The sequence below is a fragment of the Glycomyces amatae genome, assembly GCF_020991375.1.
Lineage (GTDB): Bacteria > Actinomycetota > Actinomycetes > Mycobacteriales > Micromonosporaceae > Glycomyces > Glycomyces amatae.
The window spans coordinates 1-12,529 of sequence record NZ_JAJLQZ010000044.1 but is presented as its reverse complement, the minus strand read 5'-3'; the positions used below and the strand labels follow the sequence as shown (position 1 = coordinate 12,529).

Sequence of the window (12,529 nt, the reverse complement as noted above, 5' to 3'; positions counted from 1 at the left end):
GCCCCGTCCGGTCGTGAGTCGGCGGGCGGGTCCGACAGACCCGCCCGCCGGAGACTCAGGAGCGGTCCTTCCTCCTGATCGTCAGCACCTCGGAGGTGTTGCCGGCCTGGTCGGTCGCGCGGGCCTCGACGACGTCGTGCGGGCGGATGCGGATCGGGTCCGAGTACGTCGCCCACTCGCCGCCGTTGACGCGGTACTCGATCGCGGCGACGCCGGAGCCCTCGTCGGCGGCCTCGAGGGCGAGGAGCTTGCGCGACGGGGACTTCCAGGTGTAGGAGAGCACGGGGGCGGTGGCGTCCGCGTCGGGCAGGAGGTACGCGTCCGTGCCCTGCGCCTCGGTGCGGGTGGTGTCCTCCAGGAGCCAGCGCGTGCCGAGGCCGGGATCGGCCAGGGTCATGGACGTGCCCGACTCCGCGCGGCCGTCGAGGGTCAGCGCGAGGCCGTTGGCGGCGTTGACGAGCATCCCGTCGTAGGGGTTCGACGCGGTCGCGAGCGCGGGGACGAAGGACCACCGCTGGGCGGGGTCGTCCGCGTCGCGGTCGATGCCCGAATAGGCGACCTCCGTGTCGGACACCGCCGAGAGGACGCCGCCGCCGTCGGCGGCGCTGATCGTGTAGGTGCCGCCCTCGCGGGCGAGCTTCCAGACGCCGTCGCCCCACTTGAACCAGACGACCATGTCGCGCTCGGGGTGCTCGCCGTCGCCCGCGTACTGGTCGATCTGGTACTCGGCGCCGAGGCTGTCGGTGACGATCCGGAAGACGTCGGCGTCGTAGTCGACGTCCTCGGCGGTCTCCCGCTCGGGCAGCTGCGGCTCCTCGGTGTGGTCGCCGTGGTGCTCGTCGGGGGCGGGCTCGTCCCACGGGGCCGGCAGGACCTGGTCCGAGGGGTAGACCTTCGCGAAGAACGCGTACGCCATCGGGTCGTACTCCCGCAGCTCCGCCCTGGTGTTGATGGGGCTGCGCACGCCGTCGCTCCAGTCCGGCTTCTCGGCCATGACGTCGAACCAGACCGTCGAGAGGGTCGCGAAGTACTCGTCGATGTTGGAGATCGCGTAGGTGTTGGGCCACAGGCCGGTGTCGTAGGCGTTCGCGTAGACGGCGTAGAGCTCGTCCGACAGCGCCGGGTCGGCCTGGGTCTCGATGCCCACGAGGCGGACCGCGTGCCCGAACTCGTGGATCAGGATGTTCTCGTTCGGGTAGGCGGTGTTGAGGAACTCGTCGGCGTTCCCCCTGGTGCGCAGGACGTTCCGCTCGGAGATCGAGGAGACGCAGCCGTTCCAGGTGCTGCCGCCGTAGCCCTCGACGTCGTACATCTCGGGGTCGTATCCGCCCCGGTGCTCCGGCACCAGGTACGCGTTCTCGCGTGAGGCGTAGACCGCGAGCGAGCAGCCGTGGTCGGCCATCGTGGCGGCGATGCCGTTGCCGTCCTTGCCGAGCTCGACGTCGACCTGCGCCGCGGCGAGGTCCAGGGTGGACGGGTCGACCCGCGGGCCCGCCTTGACCTCGATGCCGGTCGCGGTGGTCACCGACTGGGTGTAGTAGTCGAGCATCGGCACGCCGGTGTACACGGCGTCCTCGGCGGCCCTGCCGTCGGCGTCCTCGATGGCAGAGCCGGCGACGGTGAGGGTCAGGGGCAGGTCGGGGTCGATGGCGCCCGTGTAGGCGATGCTGGCCAGGTGCAGTTCCGCGGGCAGGCGGGCCATGCTGTTCGCGTCGGTGGCCGCGATCTGCCGGTTGTCCCTGTCGAAGAAGATGGTGTCGGTGGGGCCCGTCGCCGGTTTCGGCTTGAGGGCGATCTCGTTGTCGCCGTTGGTCAGGGTGAGGTTCTCGGGGCTGACGGCGGCCTCTTCGTCCACATAGCGGTCCCAGTGGACCTCCAGGAACCGGCCTTCGTTGATGACGCGGACCTCGGTGACCTGGGGGCCGTCGAACGACGGGTCGGTGGGGGCGATCCCGTGCCCGTCGACCGCGATGACGTCGGCGGCGGGTTCGGCGAGGGCGGGTACCGCCCCTGTGAGCAGTGACGCGAGCACCAGTGACGCGATGGCCGCGCCGCTCGTGCCCGCCTTGAGGGTCTTCACTCGGATGGCTCCGTCCATTGGGGGTCGAACGGTTCCGCGCGCCGGCCGGAAGCCCGGTGCGGCCGGGCCGCAGCGGAATCGGGGGATTCCGGTGGGGGCGGCAGGTGCGGGCTGGTCGCGCGGGGCCCTGCATGAGCCCAGTAATGTGTAACATATTACAGAGCGCGTGTAAACCCGCCCGCGTCCGGCGCCTCGAAGTCCCTAGTGGAGCTGGGCGCGGCATCGGGTGAGGTAGGCGGTCTCCGCGGGGTTGCCCGCCAACGCGATCGCCGCGTCGTACGCCTCGCGCGACTCCCGGCTGCGGCCGAGTCGGCGCAGCAGGTCGGCGCGGGTCGCGTGGAACGCGTGGTAGCCGTCCAGTCGTTCGCCGAGGCGGTCGACGATCGCCAGCGCCGCTTCCGGGCCGTCGAGTTCGGCGACCGCGACGGCCCGGTTGAGGGCGACGACGGGCGAGGGGTCGAGGCGGGCCAGCCGGTCGTAGAGGGCGAGGATCTGGCCCCAGTCGGTGTCGCGCATGTCGCGGGCGTCGGTGTGCACGGCGTTGACCGCCGCGAGGAGCTGGTACCGGCCCGGCGCCCGGCCCGAGGCCAGGCGTTCGCGCACCAGCCGGTGCCCTTCGGCGATCAGGTCCTGGTCCCAGGCGCCGCGGTCCTGCTCGTGGAGCGGGACGAGCTCGCCGCCCGCCGAGACGCGGGCGGTGCGGCGGGCCTCGGTCAGGAGCATCAGCGCCAGGAGCCCCGCCGCCTCGCCGCCCTCGGGCATGAGGCCGCGGACGAGGCGGGCGAGCCGGATGGCCTCGCCTGTCAGGTCCTGGCGCAGCGGGTCGCCCTCGGGGCTCCCGGCGAGGTAGCCCTCGTTGAACACGAGGTAGAGCACGGCGAGCACACCGGAGACGCGCACCGGGAGGTCGGCGGCGGACGGCACCCGGTACGGGATGCGGGCCGCCGCGATCTTGGCCTTCGCGCGGGTGATCCGCTGCGCCACGGCGGACTCCCCCGCCAGGAACGCGCGGGCGATCTCGGGCACGGTCAGGCCGCCGACCATGCGCAGCGTCAGCGCCACGCGGGCCTCCATGGACAGCGCCGGGTGGCAGCAGGTGAAGACCAGGCGGAGCCGCTCGTCGTCGACGGCGCCGAGCGGTTCGAGCGGGACGTCGTGCATGGTCTGCGTCTCCCGGTGCTTCTCGCCGCGGCGCCGCTCGCGCCGGAGGCGGTCGAGGGCCTTGCGGTTCGCGGTGGTGGTCAGCCAGGCGCCGGGGTTCGGCGGCAGGCCGTCGGCGGGCCACCGCTCGACGGCGGTCGCGAACGCCTCGGCCGCGGCCTCCTCGGCGACGTCGAGGTCGCCGAAGCGCCTGGCCAGGGAGGCGACCACCCGGGCCCACTCCTCGCGGTGGACCCGGGTGATCGCCGCCCGGACGTCGGCCGCGCTCATGCGGTCAGGAAGGGCCGCACCTCGACCCGGCGGTTGCAGTGCTTCGAGCCCTCGGCGGCGAGCGCGAGCGCGGCGTCGAGGTCGGGGGCCTCGATGATCCAGAAGCCCGCCAGGAACTCCTTGGTCTCAACGAAGGGTCCGTCGGTGAGCAGCGGCGCCTCGCCGCGGTTGTCGACGACGGTGGCCGTGTCGGGCGCGGCGAGGCCGCCCGCGAACACCCAGTGGCCCTCGGCTTCGAGCCGGTCGTTGAAGGCGTCGATGGCGGCCATCTCCTCGGGTGTGGCCGAGGCGGTCTTGTCGTCGATCACGGAGACGAGGTACTGCATCGCGGAACTGCTCCTGTCGTTCGGGAATGGGGCGGTCCGTCCCGGGCTCCGGTCGTCGGCGCCCGGGACGGTCGGCGTCGCGCCCGGTCAGCTCGGGCCGCCGGTCGTGGCGTACTCGGGTCGTCCGCCGGGGCGGTAGACCTGGACCGTGAGGCCCTGCCGCGTGGTCCGGGAGTCGATCAGGTCCAGGGCCGCGTCCGGGCCGGTCTCGGGGAACAGGCGGGTGCCCTGGCCGACGATCACCGGGTAGACGAGCAGGGTGATCTCGTCGACGAGCCGGTGGTCGAGGAGGGAGCGGACCAGGGCGCCGCTGCCGTGCACCTGGACCTCGCCCTCCGAGGCGGCCTTGAGGTCGGCGACGGCCTCGGCCGGGTCGCCGGCGAGGACGGTCGAGTGCGCCCAGTCCGGGTCGGTGAGCGTGTTCGAGGCGACGTACTTCGGCCGGGTGTTCAACGGGCCCGCGATGGGCTTGCCGGCAGGGTCGGGGACCCGGCCCCAGGAGCCAGCGAAGATCTCGAAGGTCCGGCGGCCAAACAGGAACGCGTCGGCCCGCTCGAAGACCTCGCTCAGATACGCCTCGGACTCGCCGCTGAACAGCGGCAGCGCCCAGCCGCCGCGTTCGAACCCGCCCCGGCGGTCCTCGTCGGACCGGCCGAGTCCCTGCATGACCCCGTCGAGCGAGACGTGGGTGACGGTCGTCAGTTTCATGATGTGCCCTTCCCGTGGCGGACGCCCCTCTCGGGCGGCCTCTCACCGGTACTACGAACGACCCGGCCCCGATCCGACACCGCTCCCCGAAGTTTTTCAGACATGCCGCTCCGGCGCCGCGCGGATGTGCCCCCCTTGACAATATTTACGTTGTAAGAATACTGTCGCCACTGAAACTTACACCGTAAAACACGAGAGGACTGCGATGGTCCGCGATGAGCATCCCGGCGGTCCGGCGAGACCGCCGCGGGCCCCCGTCGTCGCCACCCGCGCCGGGGCGGTCCGCGGCGCCGCCTGCGACGGCGGCTACAGGTTCCTGGGCGTGCCGTTCGCGGCGCCGCCCACCGGTGTCGACCGCTACCTGCCGCCGCGACCGGCCGCGCCGTGGACCGGCGTGCGGGAGGCGACACGGAACGGCCCGACCCCGCCGCAGCCGCCGGTGCCGCCCCCGATGGACGCCTTCTACCCCGCCGTCCCCGGCGGGGAGTACCTGAACATCGACGTCTGGACCCCCGACCCGGGCGCGGCGCGGCTGCCGGTCATGGTGTGGCTCTACGGCGGCGGGTTCGACGGCGGCTCCAACACCGTCTACCGCGGCGGGCGGTTCGCCCGGGACGGCGTCGTGTTCGCGGCCCCCAACTACCGCCTCGGCGCTGAGGGCTTCCTCTGCCTCGGCGACGGCGTCGCCAACGTCGGCCTCCTCGACCAGGTCGCGGCCCTGGAGTGGGTGCGGGAGAACATCGCCGCGTTCGGCGGCGACCCCGGCGACGTCACCGTCTTCGGGCAGTCGGCCGGCGCGATGAGCGTCGGCGCGCTGATGGCCATGCCTCGCGCCGCGGGCCTGTTCCGCCGCGCGATCCTCCAGAGCGGCGCGGGCAACCTCGCCTACACCGCGGACACCGCCCGCGGCATCGGGCGGCGGCTCGCCGCGAAGCTCGGCGTCGCACCCGTCCGCGAGGCGGTCGCCGAAGCGGGCTCGGACCGCGTCCTCGCCGCCCAGACGGCGGTGATGGCCGACCTCGCCGAGGACCCCGACCCGCAGCGGTGGGGCGGCGAACCCGGTGCGCGCGTGAACATGTGGCGCCCGACCGTCGACGGCGACACGCTGCCCGCCCTGCCCGCCGACGCGATCGCCGCGGGCGCGTCCGCCGACGTCGACGTGCTGATCGGCGCGAACGCCGAAGAGGGCAGGCTGTCGCTCGTGCCGTTCGGGGCGCTCGAATCCATCACCGAGGCCGACCTCGCCGAGGCGATGCGGCTGTATCGGCTGCCCGTGCCCCGGGCGCTCGACGCCTACCGGGCCGCCTACCCGGGCGCCTCGCCCGGAGAGCTGCTCGCGGTCCTCCAGGGCGACTGGTACTACCGGGCGGCGGCCACGCGCCTCGCCGAAGGCCGCGCCACCGCCGCCGCGCCCACCTACATGTACGAGTTCTCCTGGCGGTCGCCGCGGTTCGACGGTCGGCTCGGCGCCTGCCACGCACTGGAGATACCGTTCGCCTTCGACCTGCTCGACGACCCGCTCATGCAGTGGCTCACCGGCCCCGCCGCGCCGCAGGATCTGGCCGACCTGATGCACGCCTGCTGGGTCTCGTTCGCCCGGACCGGCCGCGCCGACTGGCCGCCGTACCGCCCCGAAGGCAGGGACGCCTTCCGGTTCGGCACCGGCTCGGCCCACGTCCGCGACCCGTTCCCCGCCAGGGCGCTCTGGGACGGCGTGGACCTGTACGAGGCGGACATGCCGAGGGCGTCGGCCGCATAGGGGCCGGCCGCGGTCAGAGCAGGGCGACCGCGGCCGCCGACGCCCCGAGGGCGAGGCACAGGGGCGAGTAGTACCGCAGGTCGAGCCGCCGGTAGGTCGCCGGGGCGGCACCGAGCCGGAGGCCGGACTCGGCCAGGCCCCAGACGCCGCGGCCCAGGAGGACGGCGGCCACGCCCCAGACGCCCACGGTGACCAGGACGTCCGGCAGCACCGCGGGCAGCACATCGGCCGCCGCCGCCACCAGGTAGGCGGCCGCGGCCAGCGCCGCGGCCACGGCGAATGACGCGGGCACGAAGAAACCGAGCGGCAGGGTGCCGTCGGGTCGACCGACCACGTTGCGGGCCAGGGCCTCTCGTGTGGCAAGCGGCCAGGGGCTGAAGGCCCACACCACATGGAGGGCGCCGATCAGCACGAGGACGACTCCGGTGGTCGCGGCGAGGATCGCCATGGGGAGCCCCCTTTTCCATACAGTTCCGTACTGATATCCATACGATACTGTATGGACATGCCGCATGTAAAGGTCACCCGCGAGGACTGGCTCCGGGCCGCGCTGGACGCGCTCGCCGACACCGGCGTCGGCGGTGTCGCCGTCGAGCCGATCGCCAAGCGGCTCGGCGTCACGCGCGGCAGCTTCTACTGGTACTTCAAGGACCGCGCGGCGCTCCTCTCCGAAGCGCTCGAGCTGTGGGAGCAGCAGTCGACGGTCCAGTTCATCGCCGACGTCGCGCCTGTGGCGGACCCGCGCGAACGGCTGGAGGCGCTCTTCCGCAACGCCCTGACCCGCGAGCCGTTCGCCGGGCTCGAACCGGCGATCGTCGCCCATGCCGGCGACCCGATCGTCAAACCGGTGCTCGAGCGCGTCACCGAGCGGCGCTTGCGCTACCTGACCGACCTCTACAGCGAATGCGGCCTCGAATCGGCGGTCGCCCGCAGGCAGGCGGTGGTCGTATACGCGGCGTACCTGGGCTGGAAGGAGCTGCGGCGCGCGGCCCCCGGCATCGCCCCGGAGACCGCGCCCAGCGGCGACGGCGTCCCGGGGGCCGCGATCGCGCACCTCCTCGCCGCCCTGGCGCCGGAGCGAGGGGCCGCTGAGAGCGGCCCGTGAGTCGAATGACAGCCTCCCGAGAGCGGCCGCCAATACGGTGGAACGCATGACAGAAAAGATGAACAAGTCGCCGATCCGGCGCACCACCATGGCACTCGTCCGCTTCACCGCCGCCGGTTCGCTCGCGGCGGGACTCGCCGTGGCCGCCTTCGCGGCCCCCGCGCAGGCGGACCCCGACTCCGACGGCACCCGGGTGACCGTCACCGATCCGGACGGCACCCGGGTCACCGGCACGGACCCGGACGGGACCCGCGTCACGGGGACCGACCCCGACGGCACTCGCGTCACGGGCGACCGCGACATGAGCACCGACCCGGACGGCACCCGCGTCACGGGGACCGACCCCGACGGCACCCGGGTCACCGGCGACCGCGACATGAGCACCGACCCCGACGGGACCCGGGTCACCAGCAGGGACTGGAGCTGACCGCCCGGTCCCCTGAGGAGAACCCGCCCATGCTCGGGTGAGCGCGCCGCCCGCCGTTCCCTCCCCCACTCGGGAGGGAACGGCGGGCGGGCGCGCAGGGGCGTCCGGTTCACGGTGCTCCGGACGCCCCGCCCGTGCCCTCGAGTTCGGCGCGGATCTCGGCGGCGCGCGGATCGCCCAGGTCCGAGGCCAGCTCGAGGGCGCGCTCGAAGGCCGTTCGGGCCTCCGCTTCACGTCCCAGGGTCCGCAGCGCGCGGCCGAGGCCGGCCAGGCTTCCGGACTGGTACCACCGGTCGCCGATGCCCGCGAACGCGTCGGACGCCCGGCGCAGCCACGTCGCCGCGGCCGCGTGGTCGCCGAGCTGCCGGTGGGCGCGGCCGATCGTCTCCATGGCCCGGCCCTGGCCGCGCCGGTGGCCGAGCTCGCGCAGCAGTTCGAGGGACCGGCCCGCGGCCTCGATCGCCTCGGCCGCCCGCTCCGACTCGGTGTAGGACTGGGCCAGGTTGAGCAGCGAGACCGCGAGGTCGCCGGGCGCTCCCCCGCGCTCGTCCAGCGCCGCGCACCGACGCAGGTGGTCGATCGCCTCCTTGTGCCTTCCCATGCTGCGGAAGATCATCCCCAGGTTGTTCAGGACCGTGGCGCGGCCGTCGCGGCTGCCGAGCCCCCGGTAGACCCGCAGCGCCTCCCGCTGCGAGGCGAGGGCCTCGTCGAAGCGGCCCAGGTGCCGCAGGCTCGCGCCCATGGTGAGCATCTCGGCCTCGCCGTAGCGGTCGCCCGCGCGGCGGGCCGCGGCCAGACCGGTCGCGCTGAGGGAGGCGATCTCCGGCCAGGCCCGGCACCGGTGCAGGTGCGCCCAGAGCACGTGGACCAGTCGCCAGCAGTGCGGGTCCAGGCCGTTCGCGGCGGCGGTCCCGACGGCGGCGATGAGGTTGTCGTGCTCGGTCTCGAACCAGTCGAGGGCCTGCTGGGCGTCGGCGAACCGCAGCGGTTCGACGCCGGGCGGCGGTCCGACCCCGGCGACCACCGAGGTCGGCTGCACGTGGTCGCGGGCGGCGCGGCCGGTGGCGATGTACCAGTCCAGGAGCCGCTTCAGCGGCTCGGCGCCCTCGCCGCGGGCCTCCGCGAGTTCGGCGGCGTAGACCCGCAGCAGGTCGTGCAGTTCGTACCGGCCCGGGCGGGAGCGGCGCAGCAGGTGGTGGTCGACGAGGGACTCCAGCGACCGGACCGCCTCGGGAAGGGGGGTCGCGGTCAAGGCGGCCGCCGCGTCGGCGCCGACGTCGGTGCCGGGAGCGGTGCCGAGCGCCCGGAACATCGCGGCGGCCCGCTCGGGCAGCGCCTGGTAGGACCCGGAGAAGGCGTTGCGGACGTCGGTCGTGCCGTCGTCGAGGGCGTCGAGTCGGGCGCTGTCGTCCCGGACCTCCTTGACCAGGGCGGACAGCGGGATCGCGGTGTTGCGAACGCGTTCGGCGGCGATCGCCAGCGCCAGCGGCAGGTGCCCGCAGAGGCGTGTGAGCTCGCCGAGCGCCTTCGGGTCGCTCGACGCGACCGCTGGCCCGAGGATGCGGTGCAGGAGCGCGGCGGACTCGGCGGGGGTGAAGGGGTCGAGTTCGACCAGGTGGGCGCCTTCGCAGCGGCGCAGGCTCCGCAGCCGGTTGCGGCTGGTGACCAGGACCAGGCTGTCGGCGCCGGGCAGGAGCGGGCGGACCTGGTCGGCGTCGCGGGCGTCGTCGAGGAGCATGAGGACGCGCCGGCCGGCCAGGGCGGTGCGCAGTGCCGCCGAGCGCCCGTCGGTGTCGGGCGGGATCCGCTCGGGCGGGGCGCCGAGGGACAGCAGGAGGGTCATGAGGGCCGCGTCGGGCCCTGATCGCCGCCCGGAGCGGTGGCCCTGCAGGTTGAGGTAGAGCTGCCCGTCGGGGAACCGGTCGGCGACCCGGTGCGCCCAGTGGACGGCGAGCGTGGTCTTGCCGACCCCGGCGGGCCCGCTGATCACCGCGACGGCGACCGAGGGGGAGGCCGGTTCGCGGCCGTCCAGGAGCCGGTCGAGTTCGGCGAGCGGGTCGGCGCGGCCGGTGAACCCGGAGACGCCGATCGGCAGCTGGCGGGGCGTCGGGACCGGGGGCGGCGGGGCGGCCGCGGTTTCGGCCGCGCGCGGTTCGGCGGGTCGCAGCACGGCGCGGTGGACGCGTTGGAGCTCTTCGCCGGGGTCGACGCCGAGCCGGTCGGCCAGGAGGATGCGCACCCGCTGGTAGGCGTCGAGGGCCTCGGCCTGCCGTCCGGAGCGGTGCAGGGCGAGCATGAGCCGCGACCACGGGAACTCGCGCAGGGGGTGCCGGGTGGTGAGCTCGCTCAGCTCGGCGACGAGTTCGGCGTGCCCGCCCGCTTCGAGCCTCAGGTCGGCGCGCCGCTCGATCGCGCGCAGCCGCTCCTCGGTCAGCGCCGACACGTGCCCGAGCGTCAGGGACTCGGCCTCGATGTCGGCCAGGGGGTCGCCGCGCCACAGGTCGAGCGCCCGGTCGAGCAGCGCCGACTCGGCGGCCCCGTCGGCGTGCCCGGCCTCGGCCGCCAGGGCCCGGAAGCGGTGGACGTCGACCGCGTCGGGCGGTACGTCCAGTGTGTACTCGCCGGGGGCGGCGCGGATCGCGTCGGCGCCGATGACCTGGCGCAGCCGGTTGACGGCGGTGTGCAGGCGGTGCCGCGCCGGCCCAAGGTCCTCGCCCCAGATGCCGTCGGTGAGGGTGGCGCTGCGGACCGGCCGCCCGGCCGACAGGGCGAGGACGGCGAGGACCGCCCGGCGCCGCGCCCCGTCGACGGGCCTCGCCGAGCCGTCGACGGTGACCTGGAGCGGGCCCAGGAGTCCGATTCGGATCGTCTCTCTCATCTCTCGGCAATCTCGTGTCCGGCCGCCCCGCTCGTCCCGGGGCGGCATGGGGCGGCGCGTCGATGCGGGTCCGCTCCTCCCCCGAAGCGGCGGCGCGCTGGCGCCCCGATGGACGGTCAACGTTATCCAGGGGGTCCGCCGCGGTCCTCACTTCCCGCTCCCGCCGGGCGGGGCCCGCCCGCGCGGGCGGCGGCGCCTCGCGGCGTAAGCGCAGCCGGGGCCGGGAGGGGCGCGTGCGAGAGCCGCGAGAGCCGCCCGTCCCGCACGGCGAGGGGCGGCTCGCCCTCAGCCGGTGCGGTCGGCGGTGTGGGCGAGGAGCGCGGTGACAACCTCGTCCCATACGTGCGGCGGGGCCGTCTCGTGGCCGGTCCGCTCCATCGCGAGCAGCTCGGCGCCGGGGATCTCGGCGGCGAGGGCCTTGCCGTGGCCGAACGGGAACATGGGGTCGTCGGCGCCGTGCAGCACCAGGGTCGGCGCGCCGATACGGTGGAGGCGGTCGCGCCAGGGCTCGCCCGCGTCGAGCAGGAACGGATTGGTCACCTGGGCCTCCAGGTCGGCGGCGCGGTCGAACATGCGCCCGGACAGCTCGCGCACCGCCGCCTCGTCGAACGGGCGCGTCGGGGCCGCGTAGGGGCGTTCGCCCTCGACGAGGGCGTCCACGGCGGCGTCGCGGTCCGACCAGTCCACCGCCTGCGGCTCCTCGTCGAAGAGCGCTCGGATCGCGGGGGCGGGCGGCGGCAGGTCCGGGTGCGGGTGGCCCGGGCCGCCCGGCGTTCCCGAGGCCAGGGTGAGGGTGGCGACGCGCCGCGGGTGGTCCAGCGCCAGCAGCTGGCCCACCGCCGCGCCCTGGGACATGCCGACGACGTGCGCGGCGGGCAGGCCGAACGCGTCGATGAGGGCGGCGGCGTCGGCGACGAGGTCGCGGAGCGTGTGCGTCGGGGCGCCGGCCTCGACGGCGGTGGAGCGGCCGGCGTCGCGCCCGTCGTAGCGGATGACGAACCGCGGTCCCGCGGCGATGCGGCGGCAGAGCGCGTCGGGCCAGGCGACCATGGAGTGGCCCGCGCCGTGGATCAGCAGGACGGCCGGGTCGCGCGGGTCGCCGAACGTCTCGGTGCACAGGTCGACGCCGTTGACGGTGCGGATCTGCTCATTGGAGGTCATGGCGGGGTTCCCTTCTCGAATTCTTCGTTACATGTAACTGAAACCACCGTAGGGCAATCTTGGTTACATGTCAACAAGCGGTCTATGCTCGGGGCATGACCGACACCGACCCGTCGTCCCGGGCCTCGGAGGCCTGGGCGCGGTACCGCAGGATGCGCCAGGTCCTGGACGCCGCAGTCGCCCGCGACCTCGAGCGCGAGGGCGACCTCTCCCTGCCCGAGTACGAGGTGCTCGCGGCGATGGACGCGACCGAGGACCAGTGCATACGGGTGAGCGCCCTGGCCGACCGGATGGGCTGGGCGCACAGCCGGCTGTCGAGGCAGCTCGGCCGGATGCAGCGCCGCGGCCTCATCGCCCGCGAGCCCTGCGAGCTCGACGGCAGGGGCGACGACGTGGTCTTCACCGCCGCGGGCACGGGCTCGCTGCGCGCCGCCGCCCGGGCGCACCGGGACGCCGTCGAGCGCCACTTCGCCGGCGCCCTGGACGAGCGGCAGCTCGAGGCCCTCGCCGACATCGCGCGATCGGTCGAGGACCACGCGGGGCGCGGCGCCGACGTCGACCCTCCATCGGCATAGAGCCATCGCTCCCACTTTCGAGCCGACCGCTCTTTACATTTCGGGCATATCCATTTATATTGACAGTTGCCAATGTTTT

The 12,529-nt window shown here is 74.3% G+C and carries 11 protein-coding genes; 4 read left to right on the top strand and 7 right to left on the bottom strand.

The features are described 5' to 3' along the window. Positions 1–55 precede the first annotated feature (55 nt). The 4 genes from LO763_RS28390 to LO763_RS28375 form a co-directional block, all read right to left on the bottom strand. Positions 56–2,080, bottom strand: coding sequence for an OmpL47-type beta-barrel domain-containing protein (locus tag LO763_RS28390; RefSeq protein ID WP_230792144.1), 2,025 nt, complete (start codon positions 2,078–2,080; stop codon positions 56–58). A 201-nt stretch (positions 2,081–2,281) separates the two neighbouring features. Continuing rightward, the gene (locus tag LO763_RS28385; RefSeq protein ID WP_230792141.1) at positions 2,282–3,511 is read right to left on the bottom strand and encodes an RNA polymerase sigma factor; all 1,230 of its coding nucleotides are present in this window, start codon (positions 3,509–3,511) and stop codon (positions 2,282–2,284) included. Then, the gene (locus LO763_RS28380; RefSeq protein ID WP_230792139.1) at positions 3,508–3,837 is read right to left on the bottom strand and encodes a YciI family protein; all 330 of its coding nucleotides are present in this window, start codon (positions 3,835–3,837) and stop codon (positions 3,508–3,510) included. The genes LO763_RS28385 and LO763_RS28380 overlap by 4 nt, the downstream gene beginning before the upstream one ends. 87 nt (positions 3,838–3,924) lie before the next feature. Further along, complete coding sequence (locus LO763_RS28375; protein WP_230792138.1) at positions 3,925–4,545, bottom strand: dihydrofolate reductase family protein; 621 nt, start codon at positions 4,543–4,545, stop codon at positions 3,925–3,927. 205 nt (positions 4,546–4,750) lie between these two features. Between LO763_RS28375 and LO763_RS28370 the strand changes: the two genes are divergently transcribed. After that, positions 4,751–6,304 (top strand): carboxylesterase/lipase family protein, encoded by a 1,554-nt coding sequence (locus LO763_RS28370; protein ID WP_230792136.1) that lies wholly within the window; start codon positions 4,751–4,753, stop codon positions 6,302–6,304. A gap of 13 nt (positions 6,305–6,317) precedes the next feature. On the opposite strand, the gene LO763_RS28365 is transcribed toward LO763_RS28370, so the two are convergent. Further along, complete coding sequence (locus LO763_RS28365; RefSeq protein ID WP_230792134.1) at positions 6,318–6,752, bottom strand: DUF3995 domain-containing protein; 435 nt, start codon at positions 6,750–6,752, stop codon at positions 6,318–6,320. Between the two features lie 57 nt (positions 6,753–6,809). Here LO763_RS28365 and LO763_RS28360 point away from each other — a divergent pair, with 57 nt between their 5' ends. After that, entirely contained in the window at positions 6,810–7,409 is a 600-nt protein-coding gene (locus LO763_RS28360) for a TetR/AcrR family transcriptional regulator (RefSeq protein WP_230792132.1), read from the top strand. A 46-nt stretch (positions 7,410–7,455) separates the two neighbouring features. Next, a complete protein-coding gene (locus tag LO763_RS28355; protein ID WP_230792130.1) occupies positions 7,456–7,836 on the top strand; it encodes a hypothetical protein in 381 nt (126 codons plus the stop codon). 109 nt (positions 7,837–7,945) lie between these two features. Here LO763_RS28355 and LO763_RS28350 read toward each other — a convergent pair whose 3' ends face one another. Then, on the bottom strand, positions 7,946–10,714 hold the full coding sequence (locus LO763_RS28350) for an AfsR/SARP family transcriptional regulator (RefSeq protein ID WP_230792128.1): 2,769 nt from the start codon (positions 10,712–10,714) through the stop codon (positions 7,946–7,948). Positions 10,715–10,999: 285 nt separating this feature from the next. Then, positions 11,000–11,875: an alpha/beta fold hydrolase gene (locus LO763_RS28345; protein ID WP_230792126.1), complete on the bottom strand. Its 876-nt coding sequence runs from the start codon at positions 11,873–11,875 to the stop codon at positions 11,000–11,002. 95 nt (positions 11,876–11,970) lie between these two features. On the opposite strand from LO763_RS28345, the gene LO763_RS28340 reads away from it, so the two are divergent. Next, positions 11,971–12,450 (top strand): MarR family winged helix-turn-helix transcriptional regulator, encoded by a 480-nt coding sequence (locus LO763_RS28340; RefSeq protein ID WP_230792124.1) that lies wholly within the window; start codon positions 11,971–11,973, stop codon positions 12,448–12,450. Positions 12,451–12,529 lie beyond the last annotated feature (79 nt).

What these genes read in the sequence shown, in the direction of transcription:
- LO763_RS28385 (WP_230792141.1), bottom strand. Translation starts at nt 3,511, where the DNA reads ATGAGCGCGGCCGACGTCCGGGCGGCGATCACCCGGGTCCACCGCGAG.
- LO763_RS28370 (WP_230792136.1), top strand. Translation starts at nt 4,751, where the DNA reads ATGGTCCGCGATGAGCATCCCGGCGGTCCGGCGAGACCGCCGCGGGCC.
- LO763_RS28345 (WP_230792126.1), bottom strand. Translation starts at nt 11,875, where the DNA reads ATGACCTCCAATGAGCAGATCCGCACCGTCAACGGCGTCGACCTGTGC.
- LO763_RS28375 (WP_230792138.1), bottom strand. Translation starts at nt 4,545, where the DNA reads ATGAAACTGACGACCGTCACCCACGTCTCGCTCGACGGGGTCATGCAG.
- LO763_RS28380 (WP_230792139.1), bottom strand. Translation starts at nt 3,837, where the DNA reads ATGCAGTACCTCGTCTCCGTGATCGACGACAAGACCGCCTCGGCCACA.
- LO763_RS28340 (WP_230792124.1), top strand. Translation starts at nt 11,971, where the DNA reads ATGACCGACACCGACCCGTCGTCCCGGGCCTCGGAGGCCTGGGCGCGG.
- LO763_RS28350 (WP_230792128.1), bottom strand. Translation starts at nt 10,714, where the DNA reads ATGAGAGAGACGATCCGAATCGGACTCCTGGGCCCGCTCCAGGTCACC.
- LO763_RS28360 (WP_230792132.1), top strand. Translation starts at nt 6,810, where the DNA reads ATGCCGCATGTAAAGGTCACCCGCGAGGACTGGCTCCGGGCCGCGCTG.
- LO763_RS28365 (WP_230792134.1), bottom strand. Translation starts at nt 6,752, where the DNA reads ATGGCGATCCTCGCCGCGACCACCGGAGTCGTCCTCGTGCTGATCGGC.
- LO763_RS28355 (WP_230792130.1), top strand. Translation starts at nt 7,456, where the DNA reads ATGACAGAAAAGATGAACAAGTCGCCGATCCGGCGCACCACCATGGCA.